Source organism: Paractinoplanes lichenicola (assembly GCF_016785085.1).
Taxonomy (GTDB): domain Bacteria; phylum Actinomycetota; class Actinomycetes; order Mycobacteriales; family Micromonosporaceae; genus Actinoplanes; species Actinoplanes lichenicola.
In genome coordinates this window covers 141,953-167,710 of record NZ_JAENHO010000004.1, presented here as the reverse complement: position 1 = coordinate 167,710, position 25,758 = coordinate 141,953, and the positions used below count along the sequence as shown (strand labels likewise).

At 70.9% G+C, this 25,758-nt stretch carries 20 protein-coding genes; 15 read left to right on the top strand and 5 right to left on the bottom strand.

The window, feature by feature from the left end; all coding sequences use genetic code 11:
* Positions 1-4: 4 nt before the first annotated feature.
* Positions 5-1,939 carry an asparagine synthase (glutamine-hydrolyzing) gene (gene asnB / locus JKJ07_RS14150; RefSeq protein WP_202991975.1) on the bottom strand — a complete coding sequence of 645 codons (1,935 nt, stop codon included), beginning with the start codon at positions 1,937-1,939 and terminating at the stop codon, positions 5-7.
* 134 nt (positions 1,940-2,073) lie between these two features.
* Between asnB and JKJ07_RS14145 the strand changes: the two genes are divergently transcribed.
* The 12 genes from JKJ07_RS14145 (at position 2,074) to JKJ07_RS14090 (ending at position 17,264) form a co-directional block, all read left to right on the top strand.
* The gene (locus tag JKJ07_RS14145; protein WP_202992587.1) at positions 2,074-2,766 is read left to right on the top strand and encodes a response regulator transcription factor; all 693 of its coding nucleotides are present in this window, start codon (positions 2,074-2,076) and stop codon (positions 2,764-2,766) included.
* The gene (locus JKJ07_RS14140) at positions 2,763-4,580 is read left to right on the top strand and encodes a sensor histidine kinase (protein ID WP_202991974.1); all 1,818 of its coding nucleotides are present in this window, start codon (positions 2,763-2,765) and stop codon (positions 4,578-4,580) included. The genes JKJ07_RS14145 and JKJ07_RS14140 overlap by 4 nt, the downstream gene beginning before the upstream one ends.
* A gap of 193 nt (positions 4,581-4,773) precedes the next feature.
* Positions 4,774-7,572 carry a PQQ-dependent sugar dehydrogenase gene (locus tag JKJ07_RS14135; RefSeq protein ID WP_236028971.1) on the top strand — a complete coding sequence of 933 codons (2,799 nt, stop codon included), beginning with the start codon at positions 4,774-4,776 and terminating at the stop codon, positions 7,570-7,572.
* Positions 7,573-7,646: 74 nt separating this feature from the next.
* Positions 7,647-9,350, top strand: coding sequence for a ThuA domain-containing protein (locus JKJ07_RS14130; protein WP_202991973.1), 1,704 nt, complete (start codon positions 7,647-7,649; stop codon positions 9,348-9,350).
* A 21-nt stretch (positions 9,351-9,371) separates the two neighbouring features.
* Entirely contained in the window at positions 9,372-10,508 is a 1,137-nt protein-coding gene (locus tag JKJ07_RS14125; RefSeq protein WP_202991972.1) for an inositol-3-phosphate synthase, read from the top strand.
* Positions 10,501-11,463 (top strand): SCO3242 family prenyltransferase, encoded by a 963-nt coding sequence (locus tag JKJ07_RS14120; RefSeq protein WP_202991971.1) that lies wholly within the window; start codon positions 10,501-10,503, stop codon positions 11,461-11,463. The genes JKJ07_RS14125 and JKJ07_RS14120 overlap by 8 nt, the downstream gene beginning before the upstream one ends.
* Before the next feature lie 40 nt (positions 11,464-11,503).
* Positions 11,504-12,328, top strand: a complete 825-nt coding sequence (locus JKJ07_RS14115) for a sugar phosphate isomerase/epimerase family protein (protein WP_202991970.1) — start codon at positions 11,504-11,506, stop codon at positions 12,326-12,328.
* Positions 12,325-12,897, top strand: a complete 573-nt coding sequence (locus tag JKJ07_RS14110; protein WP_202991969.1) for an EboA domain-containing protein — start codon at positions 12,325-12,327, stop codon at positions 12,895-12,897. Before JKJ07_RS14115 ends, JKJ07_RS14110 begins: the two co-directional genes overlap by 4 nt.
* Positions 12,897-13,748 (top strand): TatD family hydrolase, encoded by an 852-nt coding sequence (locus JKJ07_RS14105; RefSeq protein WP_202991968.1) that lies wholly within the window; start codon positions 12,897-12,899, stop codon positions 13,746-13,748. The genes JKJ07_RS14110 and JKJ07_RS14105 overlap by 1 nt, the downstream gene beginning before the upstream one ends.
* Positions 13,748-14,851, top strand: coding sequence for a metabolite traffic protein EboE (gene eboE / locus JKJ07_RS14100; RefSeq protein ID WP_202991967.1), 1,104 nt, complete (start codon positions 13,748-13,750; stop codon positions 14,849-14,851). The genes JKJ07_RS14105 and eboE overlap by 1 nt, the downstream gene beginning before the upstream one ends.
* On the top strand, positions 14,848-16,197 hold the full coding sequence (locus JKJ07_RS14095; RefSeq protein WP_202991966.1) for an alkaline phosphatase family protein: 1,350 nt from the start codon (positions 14,848-14,850) through the stop codon (positions 16,195-16,197). Before eboE ends, JKJ07_RS14095 begins: the two co-directional genes overlap by 4 nt.
* Entirely contained in the window at positions 16,194-17,264 is a 1,071-nt protein-coding gene (locus JKJ07_RS14090) for a polyprenyl synthetase family protein (RefSeq protein ID WP_202991965.1), read from the top strand. Before JKJ07_RS14095 ends, JKJ07_RS14090 begins: the two co-directional genes overlap by 4 nt.
* Positions 17,265-17,267: 3 nt before the next feature.
* Here the strand turns inward: JKJ07_RS14090 and JKJ07_RS14085 are convergent, their stop codons facing one another.
* Positions 17,268-17,669 carry a nuclear transport factor 2 family protein gene (locus JKJ07_RS14085; protein WP_202991964.1) on the bottom strand — a complete coding sequence of 134 codons (402 nt, stop codon included), beginning with the start codon at positions 17,667-17,669 and terminating at the stop codon, positions 17,268-17,270.
* Positions 17,670-17,708: 39 nt separating this feature from the next.
* Here JKJ07_RS14085 and JKJ07_RS14080 point away from each other — a divergent pair, with 39 nt between their 5' ends.
* Entirely contained in the window at positions 17,709-18,260 is a 552-nt protein-coding gene (locus JKJ07_RS14080) for a TetR/AcrR family transcriptional regulator (RefSeq protein ID WP_202991963.1), read from the top strand.
* Here the strand turns inward: JKJ07_RS14080 and JKJ07_RS14075 are convergent.
* Positions 18,241-19,734: a copper resistance CopC family protein gene (locus JKJ07_RS14075; protein ID WP_202991962.1), complete on the bottom strand. Its 1,494-nt coding sequence runs from the start codon at positions 19,732-19,734 to the stop codon at positions 18,241-18,243. The two genes, JKJ07_RS14080 and JKJ07_RS14075, sit on opposite strands and share 20 nt — an antisense overlap.
* A gap of 447 nt (positions 19,735-20,181) precedes the next feature.
* Here JKJ07_RS14075 and JKJ07_RS14070 point away from each other — a divergent pair, with 447 nt between their 5' ends.
* A complete protein-coding gene (locus JKJ07_RS14070; RefSeq protein ID WP_202991961.1) occupies positions 20,182-22,191 on the top strand; it encodes a phosphocholine-specific phospholipase C in 2,010 nt (669 codons plus the stop codon).
* Here JKJ07_RS14070 and JKJ07_RS14065 read toward each other — a convergent pair.
* Positions 22,160-22,951, bottom strand: coding sequence for a helix-turn-helix domain-containing protein (locus tag JKJ07_RS14065; RefSeq protein ID WP_202991960.1), 792 nt, complete (start codon positions 22,949-22,951; stop codon positions 22,160-22,162). The genes JKJ07_RS14070 and JKJ07_RS14065 overlap by 32 nt on opposite strands.
* Positions 22,952-23,052: 101 nt before the next feature.
* Here JKJ07_RS14065 and JKJ07_RS14060 point away from each other — a divergent pair, with 101 nt between their 5' ends.
* A complete protein-coding gene (locus tag JKJ07_RS14060) occupies positions 23,053-23,760 on the top strand; it encodes an SDR family oxidoreductase (protein WP_202991959.1) in 708 nt (235 codons plus the stop codon).
* A gap of 8 nt (positions 23,761-23,768) precedes the next feature.
* On the opposite strand, the gene JKJ07_RS14055 is transcribed toward JKJ07_RS14060, so the two are convergent.
* On the bottom strand, positions 23,769-25,685 hold the full coding sequence (locus JKJ07_RS14055; protein ID WP_202991958.1) for a Xaa-Pro dipeptidyl-peptidase: 1,917 nt from the start codon (positions 25,683-25,685) through the stop codon (positions 23,769-23,771).
* Positions 25,686-25,758: the final 73 nt, after the last annotated feature.

Here is a 25,758-nt window from a genome sequence, read left to right as displayed (position 1 = left end):
GAAGCTACTGGCCAGTCATAACTGTCGCCCATCGGTCTCCGGCCGGCTGGGGCGGGGCCATGAGGGCGGGTTCGGGGCGGATGGTGCCGTCCACGTTGATGGCCCACCACAGGGCGAACATGGCGACCGCCCAGACCTTGCGGGAGTTGTCGGCCGTGCCGGCGCGGTGGTCGGTGAGCAGGCGCAGGGCGTAGTCGACGTCGATCAGGTGGCGGGGGGCCGAGCCGGAGATCAGGCCGCCCACCCAGTCGCCGATTCCGCCTTTCAGCCACAGCCGGGTGGGGGTGGGGAAGCCCAGCTTGCGGCGTTCGCGGACGGATTCGGGGACGATGCCGCGCATGGCCTCGCGCAGGGCGTGCTTGGTGGTGTGCTTGTTGTTCGAGGGGAGTTTGAGCTCGGTCGGCAGGCCGGCCGCGGCCGCGTAGACCGCCTGGTCGAGGAAGGGGACACGCAGTTCCAGCGAGTGGGCCATCGACATGCGGTCGGCCTTGGCCAGGATGTCGCCGGGCAGCCAGGTGTGCAGGTCGACGTACTGCATGGAGGTCGCGTCGTCGACGTCGGCGGTCTCGGCGTACAGGTGGGAAGTGATCGACGTGTGGGGTTCGGCGGTGAAGCGCAGCAGCTCGGCCTTCTCCTCGGGGGTGAAGATGCGGGCGTTGCCGTAGTAGCGCTCCTCGATGGGGGTGGTGCCGCGTTCGAGGAAGCTGCGGCCGCGGACACCCTCGGGGATGGCGTGGGCCAGGCCGCGCAGTCCCCTCTTCATCCCGGCGGGGAGGCGTTCGATGCCGGCCAGCGACGCGGGCTCGCGATAGATCGTGTAGCCGCCGAACAGCTCGTCGGAGCCCTCGCCGGAGAGCACCACGGTGACGTAGCGCGACGCGGTCTGGGCCAGGAAATACAGGGGGATCAGGGACGGGTCGGCGACCGGGTCGTCGAGCAGCTGCACGATGCGGGGCAGCTCGCGGATCACGTCGTCCTCGGTGACGACGGTCGGGGTGATCCGTACGCCGAGCTGCTGGGCCGTGTCCTGGGCGATGTCGATCTCGGAGTAGCCCTCGTGGGCGAACCCGGCCGTGAAGACGTGCAGGTCGGGCTTGTATTCGCGGGCCAGCGCGACGATGGCCGACGAGTCGACGCCGCTGGACAGGAAGGCTCCGACCGGCACCTCGGCGTGCAGGTGAGCGCGGACGCTGTCGCGCAGCGCGTGCTGGATGTCCTCCACAAAAGTCGAAGACGTACGGGGCCGCAGCGACGGGCGGAAGTAGCGGTCCAGGCGCAGGCCACCGGCGGCGGACCAGGTCAGGCGGTGGCCCGGGGGCAGCCGGCGGATCTGCCGGTGCAGGGTCTGCGGGTCGGGCACGAACTGGAACGTGAAGTAGTGGGCCAGCGCGTCGGTGTCGAGCTGCGCGGCCGAGTCGCCGCTGAACGGCAGCAGGGCCTTGCGCTCGCTGGCCAGGAACAGCCCGTCCACGGTCTCGAGGATGTAGAGCGGCTTGATGCCGAACTGGTCGCGGGCGGCGTGCAGGGTGCCGGTCCAGTGATCGTACGCGGCGAAGGCGAACATGCCGCGCAGCCGGGGCAGGGCGGCCGGGCCCCAGAAGTGGAAGGCCGCGGCCAGCACCTCGCTGTCACCCTCGGTAGCGAACGTGGCGCCGTGGTCGCGGATCAGCTCGGCCCGCAGCTCCCGGTAGTTGTAGATCTCGCCGTTGAACACCACGGTCCAGCGGTCCCGGTAGTGCACGGGCTGGGCGGCCTCGGTGCGGTCGATGATCGCGAGCCGCTTGAAGCCGAACGCGGCGCCGTCGGCGAACTCGACCCGGGTGTCGTCCGGCCCGCGGTGGTGCATCGTCTCGAGCGCGGCGGCGAAGGCGGCCTGGGACGCCGGGTCCGGCGCTCCGGCGGCCGGCCGGCTGCTCACAAAGACGTTCAACCCACACATGTCGGCTCCTCCCGTTGGCGTTGCTCCGGCAGCGTGCGGGGCGACCTGTGAAGAACTTGTGGCCGCACGGCAATCGGCCGGGATCTTCACGGGAATCCAACATTTCTTGGCCGGGGTGGTGCGGAGAGGTCAGAATCGCGAGCGTGACCGCACGTATCCTGGTGGCCGACGACGACCCGAAGCACGCCCAGCTCATCCGGCTCTATCTGGAGCGCGAGGGCCACCAGGTCATCACTGTCGGTGACGGCCGGTCGGCGCTCGACGTGGCCCGGGCCCGCAAGCCCGACCTGATCGTGCTCGATGTGATGATGCCGCTGGTCGACGGGCTGGACGTGTGCCGGATCCTGCGAGCCGAGTCGAACGTGGCGATCCTGATGGTGACGGCCCGCTCGTCGGAGAACGACATGCTGCTGGGCCTGGACATCGGCGCCGACGACTACATGCCCAAGCCGGTCAGCCCGCGCGAGCTCACCGCCCGGGTGCGGGCGCTCCTGCGGCGTACGGGGAAGGCCGAAGGCCCGTCGTCGGTGCTCCGGGTGGGTGAGCTGGAAGTCGACGCGGGCCGGTTCGAGGTTCGCGTACGCGGCGCGGCCGTCACCCTGACCGCCAAGGAGTTCGGCATCCTCGAGCTGCTGGCGCGCGAGCCGGGCCGGGTGTTCACCCGCGGCCAGATCATCGACAAGACGTTCGGCTTCGAGCACGACGTGTCCAACCGGACGGTCGACGCGCACATCGTCAACCTGCGCCGCAAGATCGAGGACAACCCGGCCGAGCCCCGCTACGTGCAGACCGTGTACGGCCGGGGCTACCGGATGGGCGAGTCTTGAGCTTCCGCGTACGCATCTTCGCGCTGGTGATGCTGGTGGCGGTGAGCGCGATCGGGGCCACCGCGTTCCTCACCCTGCAGCTGACCCAGCGTGAGGTGTCCAAGGCGGTGGAGTCGCAGAACCTGTACCGGGCCGAGATCGTCGAGGAGATCCAGGAGTTCGGGCGGGCGCATGGCCGCTGGCCGGGGCTGGACGGCCTGGTCACCGACCTGTCCGACCGCACCGGCCTGCACATCCGGGTGCAGACGGCCGACGACGGCATCGTGCTGGTCGACTCGGACATCCAGGCCAAGCGGGCGTCCGGGCCGGTGCAGCCGATCGCGTACCCCATCGACGCCCTCCCGCCGATCACGGTCCCGCTGGTCATGACCGAGGCGGAGGCGCGGCGGCAGATCAGCCCCGCGACCTATCAGAAGCTGAGGCTGGTGCCGAGCAACATCTTCGGCGCGACACCCACCGATCCGCTCTTCGGCACCACGGCGGCGCTGGTGCTCCGGCAGGCCGCCCAGTTCCGCACCGGCCTGGTGCTCGTGCGCTGCCTCAACGAGACCCTCGGCGACGAGGACGCCCTGGGCCTGGCGTCCGCGCCGTACGTGACGCCGGATCAGCTGAAACGCTCGCCCGAGTGCACCCGCCGCGCCCTGACCAAGGTGCTGAGCGACGACGAATGGTTCTTCAGCTACTGGGACTTCTACTTCCAGTGCGCCGGCGTGCGACAGGACACTGCTTTCCTGCCGGACCGGATCCGTGCGCCGGGCGCCGCGCCCAGCCCGAGCGCCAAGGAGATCATCACCTGTGTGAGCCAGGCCTACACGGACACCGTGGTGACCAGCGCGGCCGTCCCGCTCGAGCTCTACCTGGGTGGCCGCGGCGGGATCGACCTCGCGGAGTTCGGCCGGCCCGGCATTGCGGGCGCGGCCGGGCTGATCGTGGTCGCGCTGATCGGCACGTTCCTGATCGCCCGGCAGGTCAGCAGCCCGGTGCGGCGGCTCACCGGGGCCTCCCAGATGCTCGCGGCGGGTCAGCTCGACGCGCGGGTGCGGATCAAGGGGCGGGGCGAGCTGGCCCGGCTGGGCACCTCGTTCAACTCGATGGCCGCGGCCGTGCAGCAGAGCGAGGAGCAGCAGCGCCGGCTCATCGCGGACGTCGCGCACGAGATGCGTACGCCGTTGTCGAACTTGCGGGGCTATCTCGAGGGCCTCTCGGACGGCGTGATCGAGCCGAGCCGGGAGCTCTTCGTCTCGCTGCACGAGGAGACGATGCTGCAGAGCCGGATCCTGGACGACCTGCAGGTGCTGGCGCTGGCCGAGGCGGGCGACCTGGGCTACACCAAGGCGCCGGTCGACCTGGCCGAGCTGGCCTCGGGCAGCGTGACCGCGCACCGGGCGGTGGCCGCCGAGGCGCAGGTGGCGCTGACCGTGGACGCGTCGGCGCCGGTCTGGGTGGAGGCCGACCAGGACCGGATCCGCCAGGTGCTGGGCAACCTGCTGACCAACGCGATCCGCTACACCGACAAGCAGGGCCAGGTGCTCGTACGGGTGCGGGCCGAGGGCGGCGAGGGCGTGCTGACCGTGCAGGACACCGGCGTCGGCATCGCCGCGAGCGACCTGCCGCACGTGTTCGACCGGTTCTGGCGGGCCGACCCCGCCCGGCAGCGCGCGACCGGCGGCACCGGCCTGGGCCTGACGATCGCCCATCGGATCGTCACCGACCACGGCGGCCGCATCGAGGTCGAGAGCCGGCAGCACGTCGGGACGACGTTCACGGTCCGGCTTATTTCAAGCCGTGAAGACCCCGGCGCAGCTTTCGACTGATGCTGCAAAAGTTATGCTGATCGATCCGAAAGTCTGGACAGGACCGTCGCGAAGTTCATAACCTCAAGGCCCACTACGGGAATGTTTCCGGCGCGTATCAGATCCCCGCTGATGCCGGAGAAGCCCGCCTGGCAATCCCCAGTCAGGAAGGGACCACGTGAACAAACGGACTTTCACCCATCGATTAGTAACGATGAGTACGGCCGCTCTGCTCCTCTCCACCGTCCTCAGTGTCGCCGCCACGCCGGCCTCCGCGGTGATCAACCCGGCCGACTTCCAGCAGGTCACGCTGGCCAAGGGCGTCGCCGAGACGGGCGAGCCGATGAGCCTGGCCGTGCTGCCCGACCGCTCGGTGCTGCACACCGCGCGTAACGGCACGCTCCGGCGTACGGACGCCAGCGGCAACACGGCAGTGATCGCGACCATCCCCGTCTACACCCACGACGAGGAGGGTCTGCAGGGCGTGGCGGTCGACCCCGGCTTCGCCACGAACCGGCACATCTACCTCTTCTACGCGCCCCCGCTGAGCACGCCCGCGGGCGACGCCCCGGCCACCGGCACGGCCGCCACCTGGGCCACCTGGGCCGGCGTCAACCGGCTGTCCCGGTTCACGCTCAACGCCGACTTCACCGTGAACACGGCCAGCCAGGTCAACGTGCTCGACGTGCCGACCGACCGGGGCATGTGCTGCCACGTCGGCGGCGACATGGACTGGGACGCGGCCGGCAACCTCTACATCTCGACCGGCGACGACTCCAACCCGTTCGACTCGGCCGGCTACTCCCCGATCGACGAGCGCACCAACCGCAACCCGGTCTACGACGCCCAGCGCAGCGCGGGCAACACCAACGACCTGCGCGGCAAGATCCTGCGGATCAAGCCCAACGCCAACGGCACGTACGCGATCCCGGCGGGCAACCTGTTCGCGCCGGGCACCGCCAACACCAAGCCCGAGATCTATGCGATGGGCTTCCGCAACCCGTTCCGGATCAGTGTGGACAAGGCCACCGGCGCGGTCTACGTGGGTGACTACGGTCCCGACGCGGGCACGTCGTCGGCCACCCGCGGCCCGTCCGGGCAGGTCGAGTTCAACCGGGTCACCGCGCCCGGCAACTACGGCTGGCCCTACTGCACGGGCACCAACACCAGCGCCGAGACGTACAACGAATGGGACTTCGCGGCCGGCACCGGCGGCGCCAAATACAACTGCACCGGCGGCCCGACGAACAACTCGTTCCGCAACACCGGCCTGGGCACGCTGCCCGCCGCCAAACCCGCCTGGATCCGGTACGCCGGGGACGCGGGCTCGCCGCCCGAGTTCGGCGGGGGCTCCGAGTCGCCGATGGGTGGCCCGGTCTACCGGTACAGCGCGAGCAACCCCTCCACCACGAAGTTCCCGCAGGTCTTCGACGGGCAGTTCTTCGCCGGCGAGTTCGGCCGGGGCTGGATCAAGCCGACCGTGGTCAACGCCGACGGCACGTACGGCGCGATCGACACGTTCCCGTGGAACGGCAAGCAGGTCATGGACATGGCGTTCGGCCCCGACGGCGCGCTCTACGTCCTCGACTACGGCACCGGCTACTTCAACGGCGACGCCAACTCGGCCCTCTACCGCTACGACTACGTGGCCGGCGGCAACCGGGCGCCGACCGCGGTGGCCAGTGCGACCCCGACCTCCGGGGCGGCGCCGCTGACGGTCACGTTCTCGTCGGCGGGCAGCAGCGATCCCGAGGGCGGGGCGCTCACCTACTCGTGGGCGTTCGGCGACGGCACCACGTCGACGGCGGCCAACCCGGCCAAGACGTACGCCACCAACGGCACCTACACCGCGACCTTGACCGTACGGGACCCGCAGGGGGCGACCGGCACGTCGAGCGTGAGCATCAGCGTCGGCAACACCGCGCCGACCGTGACCATCAACTCCCCGGCCGCGGGGCAGCTGGCGTCGTTCGGCGACAGCATCCCGTGGAGCGTCACCGTGACCGACCCCGAGGACGGGACGATCGACTGCACCAAGGTGACGATGGCCTACGTGCTCGGGCACGACCAGCACGCGCACCAGATCACGTCGCAGACCGGCTGCTCGGGCACGATCACGATCCCGACCGACGGCGAGCACGACGACGCGGCGAACATCTTCCCGATCTTCGACGCGGCGTACACGGACAAGGGCGGCCTGACCACGCACGCGCAGCACATCCTGGCGCCCCGCAAGCGGCAGGCCGAGCACTACAAGACGTCGTCGGGCGTGGCCAAGATGTCCAAGACGACGGCCGAGGGCGGGCAGACGGTCGGCGACATCACCAACGGCGACTGGATCCAGTTCGACCCGTACAAGCTGAACAACGCCACCTCGTTCACGGCCCGGGTCTCCTCGGCCGGCATCGGGGGCACGCTCCAGGTCCGTACGGGATCACCGACCGGAACCGTCATCGGCTCGGCCGCGGTGGCCCCGACCGGCTCGTGGGACACGTTCGTCAACGTCACTGGGGCGATCAGCGGGGCCCCGGCCGGCACGACGTCGCTCTACCTGACGTTCGCCGGCGGCACTACGGGCGCGCTGTTCGACGTGGACAGCTTCTCCTTCGCCACCGGCACGGCGGCCAGTCTGCTGTCGCTCAACAAGCCGGCCACCGCCTCCAGCGTCGAGAACGCCACCTACCCGGCCTCGGCCGCGGTGGACGCCTCGGCCACGACGCGGTGGTCGAGCGCCTTCAGCGATCCGCAGTGGATCCAGGTCGATCTCGGCGCTGCTTTCAATGTGAGTCGCGTCCGTCTTCAGTGGGAAGCCGCCTACGGCTCGGCTTATCAGATCCAAACGTCCACCAACGGCACCACCTGGGCCACCGCCCGCTCGGTGACCGGAGGTGACGGCGGGTCCGACGACATCACCGGTCTGAACGCCCAGGCCCGCTACGTGCGCGTCAACGGCACCACCCGGGCCACCGCCTGGGGCTATTCGCTCTTCAACTTCGAGGTCTACGGCAGCTGATCCTTCCCCGTCGAGTGTGGGCGCCCGCTCCCCCAAGCGGGCGCCCACCTCCCCCGCTTCAGGAGGCTCGCTTCATGCGCAAGGTCCTAGCAGGTGCGGCGACACTGATCGCTTTAGCCGCATGCACGTTCACGGCTGGTCCCGCTTCGGCGGCCGATTCCCCGTACGACGTCCTGGTCTTCTCGAAGACGGCCGGGTTCCGGCACGACGCCATCCCGGTCGGCATCCAGACCATCCGCGACCTGGGCGCGGCCAACAACTTCACGGTCACCGCCACCGAGGACGCGGGCGCCTTCACGACGGGCAACCTGGCCCAGTACGAGGCGGTCGTCTTCCTCAACACGACCGGTGACATCCTCAACGACACCCAACAGACCGCTTTCGAGTCGTACGTTCGTGGCGGCGGCGGATACGTCGGGGTGCACGCGGCGGCCGACACCGAGTACGGCTGGCCCTTCTACGGTCAGCTGGTCGGCGCGTACTTCCACTCGCACCCGGCGATCCAGCAGGTCACCGCGCGGGTCGAGGACCGCGGGCACCCGAGCAGCGCGCACCTGCCGCAGGCGTGGACCCGTACGGACGAGCTCTACAACTACCAGAGCAACCCGCGCGGCAGTGCCCACGTGCTGGCCACGCTGGACGAGTCGACGTACTCGGGCGGCAACATGGGCGCCGACCACCCGATCGCGTGGTGCAAGACCGTGGACAGCGGCCGCTCCTGGTACACGGGCTTCGGGCACACCCAGGCCTCGTACGGGGAAGCGAATTTCCGCACCCACCTGCTGGGCGGCCTGCGCTACGCGTCGAACCGGGCCAAGGCCGACTGCCGCCCCGAGAGCGGCTACACGAAGCTCTATGACGGCAGCACCACCGGCTGGTCGCAGGCCGGGCCGGGCAGCTTCACCAACAGCGACGCCACGCTGAGCTCGACCGGCGGCATGGGCCTGTTCTGGTATTCGGCCAAGCAGTTCACGTCGTACTCGCTCAAGGCCGACTGGCGGCTGACCGGCGACAGCAACTCGGGCATCTTCGTCGGCTTCCCCAACCCGGGCAACGACCCGTGGGTGGCCGTCAACCAGGGCTACGAGGTGCAGATCGACGCCACCGACGCGGCCGACCGCACCACCGGCGCGATCTACACGTTCAAGTCGGCCGACCTGGCCGCCCGCGACGCGGCGCTCAACCCGGCCGGCGAGTGGAACGCGTACGAGCTGCTCGTCGAGGGTCAGCGGATCCGCGTCTACCTGAACGGCAAGCTGATCAACGACTTCACCAACGCCGACCCGGCCCGCAACCTGGACGGCTACATCGGCATCCAGAACCACGGCGCAAGCGACCAGGCGTCCTTCCGCAACATCCGGATCAAGGAGCTGACCGGGCAGCCGCCCGCGACGAACCTGTCGCTGAACAAGCCGGCCACGGCGTCCAGCGTGGAGAACGCCTCGTACCCGGCCGCCAACGCGGTGGACGCCTCCACCACAACCCGCTGGTCGAGCGCCTTCAGCGACCCGCAGTGGGTCCGGGTCGACCTGGGCGCTGTCCGTTCGGTGAGCCGCGTGCGGCTTCAGTGGGAGGCCGCCTACGGGTCGGCCTACCAGATCCAGACCTCTCTTGACGGCACCACCTGGACCACCGCGCGGTCGGTCACGGGTGCCAACGGCGGCGAGGACGACCACACCGGCCTGAGCTCCCAGGCGCGATATGTCCGTATTTATGGAACGCAACGCGCGACCGCCTGGGGTTACTCGCTTTACAACTTCGAGGTCTACGGCAACTAAGCAGTTCGGAAAGGGGTCAGGATGACGACCGGCGTGTGGTTGATCGGAGCACGAGGATCTGTGGCGGTGACCAGCATGGTCGGGGCCACCGCACTACGCGCCGGGCTCGCCGAGCCCCTGGGGTGCGTCACCGAGCTGCCGGAGCTGGCTTCGCCGGCCCTGCCCGGGCTGAGCGAGCTGGTCTTCGGCGGCCACGACATCAGCGACATCACCCTGGAGAAGAAGGTCGAGAACCTGGTCGCCGCCGGTGTGCTCCCCGCACGCCCGGCGGCGGCCGTGGCCGACAAGCTGGACGAGTTGCAACGCGAGCTGCGGCCCGTGCCGTCGGCTCCCAACCAGCTGGAGACCGCGCGGCTGATCGCGCAGGACATCGACGACTTCCGGCGCCGCCGCGGCCTGGAACGGGTCGTGGTCGTCAACGTCTCGTCGACCGAGCCGATCATCGTTCCGCATCCCGCTTTCGACACGCTCGAGGCTCTCCGCGCCGCCATGGCCACGTCCTCGATCCTGCCACCGAGTTCCCTGTACGCGTACGCCGCCTTCAGCGCGGGCTGCCCCTACGTCGACTTCACGCCGTCGACCGGGGCCCGGCTGCCCGCCCTGGTCTCCCTGGCGGCCGAGGCCGGACTGCCGTACGCGGGACACGACGGCAAGACCGGCGAGACGCTGGTGAAGTCGGTGCTGGCCCCCATGTTCGCCATGCGCCACCTGCGCGTACGCACGTGGGCCGGCACCAACCTGCTGGGCGGCGGCGACGGGGCCAACCTGGCCGATCCCGCCGCCCGGGCCGCCAAGTCGGGCAGCAAGCAGCGGGTGCTCAAGGAGACGCTGGGCTACCAGCCGCAGGGCAGCAGCCACATCGAATACGTCGACGACATCGGCGACTTCAAGACGGCCTGGGACCTGATCACGTTCAGCGGCTTCCTCGGCACCCAGATGCGCATGGAATTCTCGTGGCACGGCTGCGACTCGGCCCTGGCCGCCCCGCTGATCCTCGACCTGGCCCGGCTCACCGCGGCCGCCCACGCCGCCGGCCGCACCGGCCCTTTGACCGACCTGGCGTTCTTCTTCAAGGACCCGATCGGCGAGGTCCCCCACGGCCTGGCCGACCAGTGGGGGCGGCTGGCCGCCTTCGTGCGAGGCCTCGCCAATGACTGACGTCAACGGTCGCTCGACCTCGCTCAACGGCAGCCCACCGATCGCGGCGGCCAACGCGCAAACGAACAACCAACGGACACCCGCGTTGCGCAGTCGATCATCGCGGGGTGGATGGCCGGCCTGGCGGGATCTGGCGGAGCTCGTCCGGGCGCCGGCTGCCCTCTCCGTGCCCGGGGATCTCATCGCCGGGGCGGCTGCGGCCGGTGGAGTGCGGCCCGCCACGCCTGCCCTTGCCGCGGCCTCGGTCTGCCTCTACTGGGGTGGGATGGCGGCCAACGACTGGGCCGACCGTGATGTGGATGCGCGGGAGCGACCGCAGCGGCCGATCCCGTCGGGGCGGGTGCAACCGAAACACGCCGCGCTCGTGGCGGCGGGGCTGACCGCGGCCGGGGTCGGGCTGGCCGCGCTGACCGGGGGCCGGCGGGCGGCGGCGGTCGCGGTGCCGCTGGCCGGGGCGGTCTGGGCCTATGACCTGTGGGCCAAGAACACTCCGGCCGGGCCGGCCTTCATGGCGGCCTGCCGGGGGCTCGACGTGCTGCTGGGCGCAAGCGGCGGCCGGATGCGGGACGCCGTGCCGGCCGCGCTGACCGTGGCCGCGCACACCTACACGGTCACCGAACTCTCCCGTCGAGAGGTTGAGGGGGCGACTCCCGCGCTCCCCCTCACGACGCTCGCGGGGACGGTGGCGTTGGCGGCCACGACTGCTGGAAAGAAGCCGGGGCCGGCCGGGTTGCTGGCGGCTTGGTATGCGGTCGGATACGGGAGTGCGCAGGTCAAGGCGGCGGCCGAGCCCACGGCGGGCCGGATTCGGGCGGCGGTCGGGGCCGGGATCACCGATCTGCCGACGTTGCAGGGCGCCTTGACCGCTAAGGCCGGCTCCCCCGCGTACGGGATTGGGCTTGCTCTTGTCGCGCCGCTGGCCCGGCGCCTGGCGCGAAAGGTCTCGCCGACATGAGCGTGGAGAAGGACGAGCCGGGCCGGAAGGAGTTCCCCGCATGAAGTTCGGCTACGGGACCAACGGATTTGGCAACCATCGCTTGCCGGAGGCGCTGCGGGTCATTGCCGAGCTCGGGTACGACGGGGTGGCGCTGACGCTCGACACCAATCATCTCGATCCGTTCGAGGCGGATCTGGCCGGGCGGACCAAAGTCGTAGGCGCGGAGTTGCAGCGGCTGGGGCTGGGTGTGGTCATCGAGACCGGGGCGCGTTATCTACTCGATCCCTGGCGTAAGCACTCGCCCACGTTGATGGACGACGACCCGGCGCTGCGCCTTGAATACCTGCGCCAGGCCGTACGGGTGGGGGCCGATCTGGGGGCGCAAGCGGTCTCGTTCTGGGCGGGCATCGGGAGCGCCGAGCGGTGGGATCGGCTTGTCGACGGGACGGGGCGGATCGTTGAGTTCGCGGCCGAGCGCGGGGTGACGCTGGGATTCGAGCCGGAGCCGGGGATGCTCGTGAACGACATCGCGGACTGGCGGCGGCTGTACGAAGACTTGGGGCGGCCCGCGAACTTCGGGATAACGCTCGACATCGGACACTGCCGGTGCCTGGAGCCGTTGCCGGTGGCCGAGTGTGTGACCGCGGTGGCCGAGCATCTCGTCAACGTGCAGATCGACGACATGCGACGCGGCACGCACGAGCATCTCGAGTTCGGGACCGGTGAGATCGAGTTCCCGCCGGTGCTGGCGGCGCTCGAGGCCTCGTACGGGGGGCTGGTCGCGGTGGAGTTGCCGCGGCATTCGCATGCGGCGCCGACTATCGCCGCGCAATCACTGGACTTCCTGCGCAACGCCCTCAAAGAGGCAGGAGACCGCGCATGACCACATTGGATCAGTTGAAAAGCGAATTGGCGGGCAATGAACGGCTGACCGACGATTTGCGCCGGGTGGCCGACAAGCCGGAAACCGTGGCCGGGTTGTTTCCGGCGGCCGGGCGGCGTTACGGGCGGGAACCGCTGACCGGCGGCTGGACCACCGACGAGGCGGCGCGGGCACTTTTGTTGTCCGTCTCCCCGGCCGATCAGGTGCTGCAGGCGTATCGCTACGGGGACACGGCGGAGAAGCTAGCCGTGCTGAAAGCGTTGCCGCTGCTGCCGATCGGCGACAGTGGCGTCCCACTGCTCGAGGACGCGTTGCGCACCAACGACACGCGGCTCGTGAGCGCGGCCCTCGGCCCGTACGCGGATCGGCTGGGCCAGGAGGCGTGGCGCCAGGCCGTGCTCAAGTGCGTGTTCATGGGCGTACCGCTCAAGGAAGTGCACCGGCTGCACGACCGCGCCGACGCCGAGCTCGGTGCGATGCTGCGCGCTTTCGCCCAGGAACGTGCGGCCGCCGGGCGGGACATGCCGCCCGACGCGCTCGCTCTGCTCGACCAGCTCAAGGAGGCCTGATGCGCATCTTCGACCCGCACATCCACATGACGTCGCGCACCACCGACGACTACGCGCGCATGGCCGAGGCGGGCGTGCTGGCCGTGGTCGAGCCCGCGTTCTGGCTCGGCCAGCCGCGCACCAGCCCGGGCTCGTTCACCGACTACTTCGACTCGATCATCGGGTGGGAGCCGTTCCGGGCGAGCCAGTTCGGCATCCGGCATCACGCCACGATCGCGCTCAACCCCAAGGAGGCCAACGATCCGCGCTGCCGGCCGGTGCTCGACCTGCTGCCGCGCTATCTGGCCAAGGACGGCGTGGTGGCGGTGGGCGAGATCGGCTACGACTCGATGACGCCGGCCGAGGACGAGGCGTTCGCGGCGCAGCTGGCCCTGGCCCTCGACCACGAGCTGCCCGCGCTCGTGCACACGCCGCACCGCGACAAGGCCCGCGGCACCCAGCGCAGCATCGACGTGATCAAGGAGTCGGGCATCGACCCGGGCCGGGTGGTGCTCGACCACCTCAACGAGGTGACCGTGGCGGCGGCCAAGGACGCGGGAGTGTGGGCCGGGTTCTCGATCTATCCGGACACGAAGATGTCGCCGGACCGGATGGTGACGATCCTGCAGGAGTACGGGCCCGAGCGGGTGCTCATCAACTCGGCCGCCGACTGGGGCAAATCGGACCCGCTGCTTACCCTGCGCACTGGCGAGGCGATGCTCAAGGCGGGCTTCTCCGAGGACGACGTCGACCGGGTGCTGTGGCAGAACCCGGTCGCGTTCTATTCGCAGTCGGGCCGCTTGGATATTTCGGACAAATCCGAGGTAGAAGCCACCTTCGCCGGCAACTCGATCCTGCGCGGAGGCAGCTGATGCACCTCAGCTACTGCACCAACGTGCACCCGGCCGAGGATCTGGCCGGCATCATCGAGCAGCTCGACACGTACGCCCTCCCGATCCGGCAGCGCCTCGACGCCGACACGCTGGGCCTGGGACTGTGGCTGGCGGCCCCCGCGGCGGCCGGGCTCGCGGCCAGCCCTTCGGAGCGGCGGCGGCTGCGCACCGAGCTCGACGCGCGCGGGCTCGAGGTGGTCACCCTCAACGGCTTCCCGTACGAGGCGTTCCAGGCCCCCGTGGTGAAGCTCGGCGTCTACTACCCCGACTGGACCTCCCGCGAGCGGCTCGACTACACCCTGCAGCTCGCGCGCGTCCTCGTCGACCTGATGCCGGACCAGACCCCGTACGGCTCGGTGTCGTCGCTGCCGATCGCCTGGCGTACGCCGTGGGACGGCTCGCGCGCGGCGGCCGCGTTCGCGCACCTGGACGAGCTGGCCCGGGGACTGGCCCGGATCGAGGCGGAGACCGGCCGTACGGTAAAGGTCGGTTTCGAGCCCGAGCCGGGGTGCCTGATCGAGAACACGACGCAGGCGGCCGCGCTGCTGGCCGGGGTCGACACGCAGCGGCTCGGCGTCTGCCTCGACCTGGCCCATCTCGCGGTCGCCTGGGAGGAGCCGGCCGAGGCCCTGGAGCGGCTGCGCGTCGCCGGGGTGCCGGTCGTGAAGGTGCAGGTGTCGGCGGCGCTGCAGGCGGACGCGCCGCTCGAGACGGCCGACGTCCTGCAGGCGTACGTGGAACCGCGGTTTCTGCATCAGACGCGCTCGCGGGGCGGGGAGGCGACGGACGATCTGGATGCGGCCCTCGACCGGAAATTGCCGGGGCCGTGGCGGATTCACTATCACGTGCCGCTGCACGCGGAACCGGTGGCGCCGTTGACGTCGACAGTTCCCGTGCTGCGCACCGCGATCCGGGAATTGCTCGCGTCGTCCGACTGCGCGCATTACGACGTGGAGACGTACACCTGGGGTGTTCTGCCACTCGAACAGCGACCCCGCGACGCGGCCGGACTGGCCGACGGCATCGCGGCGGAATTGGCCTTCGCGAGGAATCTGCTGTCGATGGAAGGGGCCGCTCGATGAGCAAACTGATCGTCCTTGACGTGGTCGGGCTGACACCGGGGTTGCTGGCTCACATGCCGAAGCTGCGGGCAGTGGCCGAACGCGGATTCCAGGCGCCATTGGGCACCGTGCTGCCGGCCGTGACCTGTTCCGTGCAGTCCACATTCCTTACCGGCGAACTGCCCTCGGGTCACGGCATCGTCGGCAACGGCTGGTATTTCCGCGAGCTCGGCGAAGTGTTCCTCTGGCGGCAGCACAACGCGCTCGTCGAGGGCGAGAAGATCTGGGACGCGGCCCGCAGACAACGCCCGGATTTCACGGTGGCCAACGTCTGCTGGTGGTACGCGATGGGCGCCCGGGTCGACTGGACGATCACCCCGCGGCCCATCTATCGCGCCGACGGCCGCAAGGAACCGGACTGCTACACGTATCCGCCCGAACTGCACGACGAACTGCCGCCGTTCCCGCTCTTCAGCTATTGGGGACCGGGCGCGGGAATGCCGTCGTCGCAGTGGATCGTCAACGCGGCCCTGCACCTGCGGAAGACCCGCGATCCCGACCTGACCCTGGTCTACATTCCGCACCTGGATTACGACCTGCAGCGTTTCGGCCCGTCCTCGCCCCAGGCGGCCGACGCCGCGGCGGCGCTCGACGACGTGCTGGCGCCACTGCTCACGCTGCCGGACACGACCGTGGTGGCGCTCTCCGAATACGGCATCACCGACGTCAGCAAGCCCGTCGACATCAACCGGATGCTGCGTTCCGAGGGGCTGCTGGAGGTCTACACCCAGGACGGTATGGAGTATCTGGATCCGTGGGTGTCGCGGGCCTTCGCCGTGGCCGACCACCAGGTGGCGCACGTCTATGTGCGCGATCCCGCCGACATCCCGGCCGTGACCAAATTGTGCGAGGCCCTGCCCGGCGTCGACACGGTGGTGGACAAGGTCGAAGCCGGTCTCGACCACGCGCGCTCGGGTGAGCTCGTGCTGGTGGCCGAGCCGGATGCCTGGTTCACCTATTACTACTGGCTCGACGACGCGCGGGCGCCCGACTTCGCGCGCAGCGTCGAGATTCACCGCAAACCCGGATACGACCCGGCCGAGCTGCTTTTCGACCCGGCCAATCCGGGGGCGGCCCAGCGCCGGGCGATCGCCGCGGTGGCCCGCAAGAAAATGGGGCTGCGCTACGTGATGAACCCGATCGGGCTCGACGCGGGGGCGCGGGCCGTCCGCGGGTCGCACGGCCGATTGCCCACGTCGGCCAAGGACGCCCCGGTGCTTTTGTGTTCGGACCCTTCCGCCGTACGGGAAAAGGTGTCCGCGACCGAGGTGAAAGGGCTGCTGCTCGGATTGGCGGGGCTGTCATGACGCTCGAGGTGACGCGGGCGCCGGCCACCGCCGAATTGCGGCAACGCTTCGACACGGCGCTCGCGGCCTTCATCGACCGGCAGGACCCGTCGTGGCCGGACGGCGCCCCGCGCGGCGCGCTCGACTCGTTGCGGCGGTTCATTCTGGCCGGGGGCAAACGGATCCGGCCGACATTCTGCTATTGGGGCTGGCGCGGCGGCGGGGGCGACGACTGCGACGAAGTGGTCAACGCGGCCGCCGCCTTGGAGCTGTTCCACGCGTTCGCGCTGATCCACGACGACATCATCGACGGCAGCGACCGGCGCCGCGGCCAGCCGTCGATGCACCGCTTCTTCGCGACCCTGCACGACCGGCACTCGTGGCGCGGCGACTCGCTGGCCTTCGGCCGCAACACCGCGCTGCTCTGCGGCGACCTGTGCGCCGCGTGGGCCGAGCAGATGTTCCACGAGTGCGGGCTGCCGCCCAAACAGATCCACCAGGGGTACGCGGCGTTCGCGCTGATGCGCACCGAGGTGATCGCCGGCCAATATCTGGACCTGGTCTCGGGGGTGGGCGACGGCTCGGTGGCCAGCGCGCTGACCGTGATCCGGATGAAGGCCGCCCGCTACACGGTCACCCGCCCCCTGCAGATCGGCGCGTGGCTGGCCGGCGCGCCCCGCTCGCTGTATTCCGCGTTCATCGACTTCGGCGACCCGCTGGGCGACGCGTTCCAGCTGCGCGACGACGTGCTGGGCGTCTTCGGCGACCCGACGGTGACCGGCAAGTCGACCCTGGACGACCTGCGCGAGGGCAAGCCGACGGTGATGATGGCCCTGGCCCGCGACGCCGCCACCCGCGACCAGGCGGCCCGCCTGGCCGTGCTCTTCGGCAACCCCGACCTGGACGCCTCCGGGGCCGAGGAGCTGCGCGGCATCATCGTCGAGACGGGCGCGCTGACCCAGATCGAACAGATGATCCGCGTACGGGCCGAGGCCGCCCTGACCGCCCTGGAAGCGGCGCCGCTCCCCCCGTTCGTCCGAGCGGCCCTCCAGGACCAGGCCACGGCGGCGGTGGACCGGGCGACCTGACACTCAGGCGTGCAGGGGCCGGCGGCGGGGGCGGACCGTCCGGTGGGCGATGCGCCAGCCCTCGGCGGTCAGCGTCACGGTGTCGTCGTAGGTGACGCTGCTGACCGTGCCGTCGGCCATCACGCCCAGCCCCTTCGAGACGACCCTCGCCTGCGAGCCGGTCGCCTCCGTGAGCACGACGTTGGTGACATGGTGGGCGACCGGGTTGGCGTCGCCCAGAGCCAGGGCGGCCTCGCGCAGAGCGGACGGGCCGGCCAGGACGCCGCCGCCGAGGGCGGTCACGTCGTAGGTCGCGTCCGGCGTGAACAGGGCGGCCAGGCCCTCGAAGTCGCCGGCGTCGCAGAGATGCCCGTGCCGGTTGATCAGGTCGAGGACGGCGGTCCGGTCGTCCGCGGTGAACGTCATGGCGGTCCTCCCTGCCTTGTCCTGCTACCGTAAGTGGGGATGTCCCCGGATCGCAAGCGTGCCGACGCCACCCGCAACGCCGCCGTGCTGCTGACGGCCGCCCGCGACCTGGTGGAGCGCGAGGGCAGCGACATCTCGCTCGACCAGGTGGCGCGGCTCGCCGGGGTGGGCAACGCGACGCTCTACCGCCACTTCCCCACCCGCGAGGATCTGCTGGCCGCCGTCTACGCCGACGAGGTGGCGGCCCTGTGCGCGTACGGCGCCGAGGTCGGCCGGGCGTCGCCGCCGTTGGACGCGCTGTTCGCCTGGCTCGACGCCTTCGTGGTGCACGTGGCGACCAAACGGCCGCTGGCGCTGGCGGCCACCGAGGGGCCGGGCGGGCGGCGCGGGCCCCGGTTCGCGGCATGGCACGCGTCGATCAACGCGGTGGCCGCCGACCTGGTCGAGGGCGCGCGCGGCGACCTGCGGACGGGGCTCACCGCCACCGACGTGCTCACCCTGGCCCGAGGGGCGGCGCTGGCCGCCGACGTCGAAACCGCACGCCGCCTGACGGCCTACCTGCGGGACGGTCTCAGCTCGGGTCGAGCGTGAACTCGGCTCGGTGCACCTTCCCGTCGACCTGGAACTCGAGGAACGCCCGGTAGCGGGCCGCGCCCGGAAGGGAGACGTTGAAGCGGATCGCGCCGTCGGTCAGTTCCGGGTCGGGGTGCACGTGGACATAGCCCAGGTCCCCTTCGCGCAGCACCACCAGATGCCCGTACGACCCCAGGTAGCGCTCCAACGTGACCGGGCCGGGGGCCGAGCGGGCGACCCGGAACAGGACCGGGGTCGTGGCGCCGGGTTTGGCGTCGCCCTCCATCGAGACCAGGAACGGCTTGGCCTCGACGATCGTCTGCGGGGCGGGCAGCTCGGCCGTGGTCGTGTCGCCGGGCACGAAGTGGTCGACGCCGAGCACCAGCGGGGTGGCCGGACTGTCCAGGGTGAAATCGGCGAAGACGCGGTAGGCGCCGGCCTCGGGCAGGGTGAGCGGCACCGACCACAGGCCGTCGGGGGCCATCGTGGGGTGCAGATGCTGGAAGCCGGTCAGGCCGCGGCCCACGACGACCAGGTGCAGCGGCTTGTCGTGCACGACCGAGTAGCGGGTGGCGGGCTGCTTGTCGGCGCCGACGATCCGGAACGTGTAGTCGACCGTGCTGCCCTTCGGCTGCGACCGGCGTACGGGCTGGATCGTGTAACCCTGGTCGCTGACCGCGGTGCCCAGCGCGTCGACGCTGGCCGTGCCGCCGTCGCCGCCGCCGTGCTGATGCGGGCCCGCGCCCGTCATGGCCACGGGCGCGGGAGCCTGGGCCGGCTTCGCCACGGTGGCCCGGCCGAGCGCATAACCGCCGATCAGCGCGACGACCACCCCGCCCACGGCCACCGGCGCGACCGGGATGCGGGCGAGACGAGGCAGGGGTGAGCCGCGCCGGCGCCACACGACGACAGCGGCCGCGACGAGAGCGAGGCCGGCAGCCCCACCCGCCCAGGCGAGCCAGTTGATCCCGCCACCATTGTCGTCAGTCTTCGCCGGCGTCGTGGCGCTGCCGGGCGGCGCCCACCCGGCCGGCGCGGGCGTCGTCGGTCCCGTGTACTTGAACGTCACCGTCCCGTGAACCTGGTCGCCGTCCGACGCCGTGGATCGGTACTCCACTTTGTACTCACCCGTGGCCGGCAGGTGCGCGATCCTGACTCGGGCCGGGAAGCCGGTCTTGTACTCCCGGGGCTCGAACTTGCCGTTCTCCATGAAGTATTCGGTGACCGGCTTGTCCAGCGGCCGCGGCGAGGCGTGCTCCCACCCGTTGTCGACCCGGCCGCCATCGGGCGCGGTGACCGCGAAGTACGCATCATCGCGCACCTTCTCGGTGAAGTAGAGCTCGACGCTGCCGAGCGGCGCGGCGACCGTCGCCCCGTTCACGGGGTTGGACATCGCCAGCGTGCCGTGGGCCGAGGCGGGCGATGCGGGCAGCCCGAACACGAGAGCCAGCAGGACGCCGAGCGCGAGAAGACCGCGTACGAGGGAACGCATCTCCCCATCCTCGGAGAACTGGAACTTTAGTCAATACATTCAAATCTTTTTATTCCTGGCCAGAAAGCCCGGGCGGCGGCGGGCCCGGGCGGAAGGCGGGCGCGGGCGCGGCAGGCGGGCGGGCGCGGGCGCGGCAGGCGGGCGGGCGCGGCAGGCGGGCAGGCGGGCAGGCGGGCAGGGCGCAGCAGGCGGGCAGGCGCGGGCGCGGCAGGCGGGCAGGCGCGGGCGCGGCAGGCGGGCGGGCGCGGCAGGCGGGCAGGCGCGGCAGGCGGGCAGGCGCGGGCGCGGCAGGCGGGCGGGCGCGACAGGCGGGCGGGCGCGGCAGGCGGGCAGGCGGGCGGGCGCGGGCGGCGGGGCGGGGGGCAAGCGCAGAAGGGTCCGGGAGGAAAGCAAATGATCGATCCTCGTTAATGACATGGCCACTCGGCGGGTCTACGTTCGGGCCTCATGGCTGAGTTCGATCGCCGCACGTTTTTGCAGATGCTCGGTGTTCCGGCGGTCGCTACGGCGACGCCCGCGAGCCTCGACAAGGCCCTCGCCATCCCCGCGGCCCACCGCACCGGGAGCATCGAGGACGTCGAACACGTGATCATCCTGATGCAGGAAAATCGTTCGTTCGACCACTACTTCGGCGCCCTGCGGGGCGTCCGCGGCTTCGCCGACCCCCACCCCGTACGGCTTCCGTCGGGCCGCAGCGTCTGGCATCAGCCGAACGGCACGGGTGAGCTGCTGCCGTTCCGCCCCGAGGTGCCGGACGTGGGCGACATGTTCCTGCCCGACCCGCCGCACGGCTGGAACGATACGCACGACGCGTTCAACGGCGGCCGCTACGACCGCTGGGTGCCCAACAAGGGCGTGCAGACCATGACCCATCACGTCCGGGCCGACCTGCCGTACGCGTACGCCCTGGCCGACGCGTTCACGATCTGCGACAACTACTTCTGTTCGCTGCTGGGCTCGACCGACCCGAACCGCTATCACATGTGGACGGGCTGGGTCGGCAACGACGGCCAGGGCGGCGGCCCGGTCGTCGACAACTCGGAGGCCGGCTACGACTGGTCGACCTACCCCGAGAAGCTCGAGCAGGCCGGTGTGTCGTGGCGCATCTATCAGGACATCGGCGTGGGCCTGACCGCCGCCGGGTCGTGGGGCTGGACGAACGACCCGTTCATCGGCAACTACGGCGACAACGCGCTGCTCTACTTCCACCAATATCAGGTGCAGCCGGGCAACCCGCTCGCCGACAAGGCCAAGATGGGCACCGAGATCAACAAGCTCGGCCGCGACCCGGAGAAGCTGCTCACCGACTTCCGCGCCGACGTCGAGAACGACCGGCTGCCCTCGGTCAGCTGGGTCGTCGCACCCGAGGCCTACACCGAGCACCCGAACTGGGGCCCGCACTACGGCGAGTGGTACGTCTCGCGCGTCATCGACATCCTGGCGTCGAACCCCAAGGTGTGGAGCAAGATGGCGCTCTTCGTCACCTACGACGAGGAGGGCGGCTTCTTCGACCACCTCGTGCCGCCCACCCCCGACCCGGCCCGCTCGACCGTGCCGACCACCAACGAGATCTTCCCCGGCAGCAGCAATCACCCCACCGGCCCGTACGGGTTCGGGGTGCGCGTGCCGATGATCGTGGTCTCGCCGTGGACGCGGGGCGGCTGGGTCAACTCGCAGCTGTTCGACCACACGTCGCTGATCCGGTTCCTGGAGCGCCGCTTCGGCCCCAAGGAACCCAACATCACGCCGTGGCGCCGGGCCGTGGCCGGCGACCTGACCAGCGCGTTCGACTTCAAGACGCCGAACCGCCGCCGCGTCGACCTGCCCGGGACGGCCGAGTTCAAGCCGACCGAGCTGACCCGCCAGCCCGACGAGGTGCCGGTGCCCCCGGCCGACCCGGCGCTGCCCAAGCAGGAGCGGGGTGTCCGGCCGGCTCGCGCGCTGCCGTACGACCTGCACGCCGACGGCAAGGCCGCGACCACCGGGTTCACGATCGACTTCCGTAACACCGGACGCGCCGCCGCGGTCTTCCAGGTGCACTCGGCCGACCCCGCCCACGAGCCCCGGACGTACACGGTCGAACCGGGCAAGCACCTGACCGGCATGTGGCCCACCACCGCCGCGTACGACCTGGAGGTGCGCGGGCCCAACGGGTTCTACCGCCACTTCACCGGGAAGGCGGGCAAGCCGAGCGTCGAGGTGCGCGGGGCGGGCACCGGGCTCGACATCGTCAACCACGGCGGGGCGCGGGCGCTGGTCAGGGTGGCCAACCGCTACTCGCACAAGGAGACGACCGTGTCGGTGCGGCCGGGCTCGACCCACCAGCACCGGACCCCGACCGTACGCGGCTGGTACGACCTGACCGTCACGGCCACGGGCATCGAGCGCCGCTACGCGGGCCACCTCGAGAACGGCCGCGAAAGCATTAGTGATCCCGGTATGGGAGGTCTGGCCTGATCAGCGCGAGCTTGTCGCCGTCGGGGGTGCCCGGCTCGGCCGAGTGGATCAGCAGCCGCTGCCCGCTCGCGTCGCCGATGTCGAGCGTCTCGTAGTCGAGCGTCAGCCGGCCCACATCCGGGTGGTGCAAGACCTTCTTCCCCGTACGGCAGTAGGACACCTCGGCCCGGGCCCAGAGCTCGCGGAACTCCTGGCTGTGCACGGACAGCTCGCCGACCAGCCGTTGCAGCTCGGCGTCGTCGGGGTAGAGCCCGGCCGCCGAGCGCAGCGCCGCGACGCTCTGGGCCCGCACCGCGGCCGGGGCCGGCCGGCGGAAGACGTCGCGCACCAGGTTGCGGCCCTCCCGCAGATCCGGGTTGAGCAGCACCGCCAGCTCGTTGGCGCGCAGCACGGTCAGCGTGCGGTCGAGCAGCACGACCGGCCACGGCGACAGGTCGACGAGCCGGGCCACCGAGGGCCGGATCTCGGGGTCGGGCGCGGCGGCCGGGACGGCCACGGCGGCCAGTCGCTGCAGGTGGCTGGTGGCGTCGCCGTCCAGCTGCAGCGCGCGGGCCAGCGCGGCCACCACCTCGGGCGACGGGTTGCGGTCGCGGCCCTGCTCGAGGCGTACGTAGTAATCGACGCTGATGCCCGCGAGCAGGGCCAGCTCCTCGCGCCGCAGCCCGCGCACGTGCCGCCGCCCGCCCGCGACCAGCCCGGCCGCGGCGGGACCGATCAGCGCCCGCCGCGCCCGCAGGAACTCCCCCAGGTCACCAGCCATCCCCCCACGGTAGGCCGGACCTCGGGCGAAAACCTGGCCCTGCGACCCCCAGGATCGGCCGGGCCTGGGGAAACGCGCCCGCCGCGCCCAGGCTGGGACACATGGAACTGAAGAACCGACGCGCCCTGGTCACGGGCGCCTCCTCCGGAATCGGCGCCGCCGTCGTGCGGGCCCTGCGCGACGAGGGCGCCCGTGTGGCCGCCGCGGCCCGGCGCACCGACCAGCTCGGCGGCGACCTGAATCTGGCCCTCGACGTCACCGACGAGTCCGCGATCCGGGCCGCCGTCGCCGCCGCCACCGGCGAGTTCGGCGGGCTCGACCTGGTCGTCAACGCGGCCGGGATCATGCCGCTGGGCCCGGTGCTCGGGGCCGACGTGACCACCTGGCGGCGCTGCCTCGACACCAACCTGCTCGGCATGATGCTCGTGACCCACGCGGCCCTCCCCCACCTGGTCGAGGCGGGCGCGGCCGACATCGTCAACATCTCGTCGATCGGCGGCCGCGAGACCTATCCGGGCGCCGCCGCCTATCACGCGTCCAAATTCGGCCTGTACGGCTTCTCGGACGCGCTGCGCAAGGAGCTGACCGGCGACGGCGTACGGGTCAGCGTGGTCGAGCCCGGCTACACCGAGACCGGGCTGTTCGGCAGCATCGGCGACTCCGCTCTGCAGGCCGGCATCGAGGGCGCGATGGCCGCCCAGCGCAACCTCGACCCCGGCGACGTCGCGGCGGCCGTGCTGCACATCGTCAGCCGGCCGCCGCACGTCGTCGTCAACAACCTCCAGATCAGGCCGTCGGTCCAGGCCTGACCTCGGCCCTAGCCCGGCAGCAGCGGCTGGAACCTCGGCGGCGCCACCCGCTTTCCGGAAGGCGGAGCGGCCGGCACCGTCGGGGCCGTCGCACCCGGCGCGGGCAGCTTGCCCACGAGCGGCAAGCTGAGCGAACTGCCGCGCAGATCGAGGCGTACGGTCGCGCCCGTCGACTGCGGGGTCGAATACTCGTTGTCGCTGGCCTGCAGGATCAGGCCGAGCACGTGCCCGGCGGCGATCCGCTGGTCGGTGGGCTGCAGCGGCACGGTCACCGAATACCACCGGCCGGGCCGCAGCGGCGTCACGAACCGCAGCGACACGTGGTGGGCGGCGTCCTGCCAGCCCCGGGTCACAATCGCGTGGTCGCTGGTCACCACGTCCTCGGCGGTGTCGCGGTAACAAGCGTCGTCGAAGGTCGTCGACGCACCCCAGCACGACTCGGTAGTCAGCGTCGTGATGCCCTCGCCCCGGCCGAGATAGTTGACCCGGTTCGCGGTGCCGTAGTCGACCAGCCGGGCCGTCAGCTCGGTCGTCGGCTTGTCGACCTGCACCTTCAGGGTCACGGTGGGCGTGCCCGAGATCCGTACGGGCTGGGTCAGCGGCGCCGAGAGGAACGAGACCCTTCCCGGTACGGCGGAGTTCGGGCTCGCCACGGCGACGTCCTCACTGAGGTCGGGCGCGTCTGACCACGTACGGGAACCGCCGTTGACCTTGCCCCCGAGCGTGCCCGTGGAACCGTCGCCGTTGCCCAGCGCGACCCTCGTCGTCCTGGCGGCCGAGGCAGGCCAGGACCGCTCGTTCACCCACGTGCCCGGCGCGGTCTCGATCGTCGCCTGCGGCTCGCGGTCGATGCCGTTGCGCAGCCCCTGCAGCCACCGGTCGAACCAGCGGTGCAGCGTGTCCACCCACTCGCCGCGGCGGATGTCGAACGGGTCGACGTGCCCCTGCTGGGCCAGCCAGATCTTCTTGGGCACGTCGAGCCGCTCCCACCACCGCGCGAACTGGGTGGTCGTCACGTTCGTGTCGTTGATGCCGTGCGCGATGAACACGCTCGCGTGCACCCTGCGTGCGTCGGGCCGGAAGTCCCGCTCGGCCCAGTACGCGTTGTAGTTGCCGGTCGCGTCGTCGCTGCCCTCGTCCAGTTGCTTGACGACCTGGTCGCAGACCCCCGCCGGACGCCCGTTGACCACCCGGTGCAGATACTCCGGGTAGTCGTTGGTCCGCAGCACGCCGTTGTAGCGCTGATAGTCGTACCAGCTCGAGATGGCCGAGATCGGCACGATCGTCTCGAGCCCCTCGACGCCGGTCGCGGCCACCCCGTTGGCCACCGACCCGTCCCACGACTTGCCGATCATGCCCGTCTTGCCGTTGGTCCAGCGCGTCGCGACGGCCGGGGTGCCATCGGCGTACGTGGCCCTGGCCCGCCCGTTCAGCCAGTCGACCACGGCCTTGGCGCTGAGCACCTCCTCGCGGCCGCCCACGTCCATGCACCCCGTCGACCGGTTGGTGCCGGCGATGTCGGCCGCCACGAACGCGTACCCGCGCGGCACGAAGAAGTTGTCGTAGAACAGCGGCTGCTTGGTGATCACGCCGTTCGCGTCGTACTGCTTGAGCTCGCTCTCGTTGCCCCGCCCGCAACACGAGTAGTACGGCGACGCCTCCAGAATGACCGGCACCTTCACCGCCGCCCGGGGCCGGGTGATGTCGACGGCGACCTTGTCGGGCACCCCGTCCTGATCGTTGTCGAGCGTGGTCTGCACCCACACGCTCTCGCGGACGGCGTCCTCATAGGAGTAGACGGGCACTGTCTCCCCGCCCCGGATGTGCGCCGGCGTCCCGGCCGCCCCAGCAGGCGCCGCGGCGATGGCCAGCATCACGCCGGCCCCCGCAACGACGGCGACGCTTCGCATTCGTAGCCCTGACATCGACGCATCGTATTACGTCAATGCCTTTGCGGGCATCCGCCTGCGTGTTTTCACGCCAGGCGGCCGAGCCGGT

What these genes read in the sequence shown, in the direction of transcription:
- asnB (WP_202991975.1), bottom strand. Translation starts at nt 1,939, where the DNA reads ATGTGTGGGTTGAACGTCTTTGTGAGCAGCCGGCCGGCCGCCGGAGCG.
- JKJ07_RS14135 (WP_236028971.1), top strand. Translation starts at nt 4,774, where the DNA reads ATGAGTACGGCCGCTCTGCTCCTCTCCACCGTCCTCAGTGTCGCCGCC.
- JKJ07_RS14130 (WP_202991973.1), top strand. Translation starts at nt 7,647, where the DNA reads ATGCGCAAGGTCCTAGCAGGTGCGGCGACACTGATCGCTTTAGCCGCA.
- JKJ07_RS14125 (WP_202991972.1), top strand. Translation starts at nt 9,372, where the DNA reads ATGACGACCGGCGTGTGGTTGATCGGAGCACGAGGATCTGTGGCGGTG.
- JKJ07_RS14120 (WP_202991971.1), top strand. Translation starts at nt 10,501, where the DNA reads ATGACTGACGTCAACGGTCGCTCGACCTCGCTCAACGGCAGCCCACCG.
- JKJ07_RS14115 (WP_202991970.1), top strand. Translation starts at nt 11,504, where the DNA reads ATGAAGTTCGGCTACGGGACCAACGGATTTGGCAACCATCGCTTGCCG.
- JKJ07_RS14110 (WP_202991969.1), top strand. Translation starts at nt 12,325, where the DNA reads ATGACCACATTGGATCAGTTGAAAAGCGAATTGGCGGGCAATGAACGG.
- JKJ07_RS14105 (WP_202991968.1), top strand. Translation starts at nt 12,897, where the DNA reads ATGCGCATCTTCGACCCGCACATCCACATGACGTCGCGCACCACCGAC.
- eboE (WP_202991967.1), top strand. Translation starts at nt 13,748, where the DNA reads ATGCACCTCAGCTACTGCACCAACGTGCACCCGGCCGAGGATCTGGCC.
- JKJ07_RS14095 (WP_202991966.1), top strand. Translation starts at nt 14,848, where the DNA reads ATGAGCAAACTGATCGTCCTTGACGTGGTCGGGCTGACACCGGGGTTG.
- JKJ07_RS14090 (WP_202991965.1), top strand. Translation starts at nt 16,194, where the DNA reads ATGACGCTCGAGGTGACGCGGGCGCCGGCCACCGCCGAATTGCGGCAA.
- JKJ07_RS14085 (WP_202991964.1), bottom strand. Translation starts at nt 17,669, where the DNA reads ATGACGTTCACCGCGGACGACCGGACCGCCGTCCTCGACCTGATCAAC.
- JKJ07_RS14080 (WP_202991963.1), top strand. Translation starts at nt 17,709, where the DNA reads ATGTCCCCGGATCGCAAGCGTGCCGACGCCACCCGCAACGCCGCCGTG.
- JKJ07_RS14075 (WP_202991962.1), bottom strand. Translation starts at nt 19,734, where the DNA reads ATGCGTTCCCTCGTACGCGGTCTTCTCGCGCTCGGCGTCCTGCTGGCT.
- JKJ07_RS14070 (WP_202991961.1), top strand. Translation starts at nt 20,182, where the DNA reads ATGGCTGAGTTCGATCGCCGCACGTTTTTGCAGATGCTCGGTGTTCCG.
- JKJ07_RS14065 (WP_202991960.1), bottom strand. Translation starts at nt 22,951, where the DNA reads ATGGCTGGTGACCTGGGGGAGTTCCTGCGGGCGCGGCGGGCGCTGATC.
- JKJ07_RS14060 (WP_202991959.1), top strand. Translation starts at nt 23,053, where the DNA reads ATGGAACTGAAGAACCGACGCGCCCTGGTCACGGGCGCCTCCTCCGGA.
- JKJ07_RS14055 (WP_202991958.1), bottom strand. Translation starts at nt 25,685, where the DNA reads ATGTCAGGGCTACGAATGCGAAGCGTCGCCGTCGTTGCGGGGGCCGGC.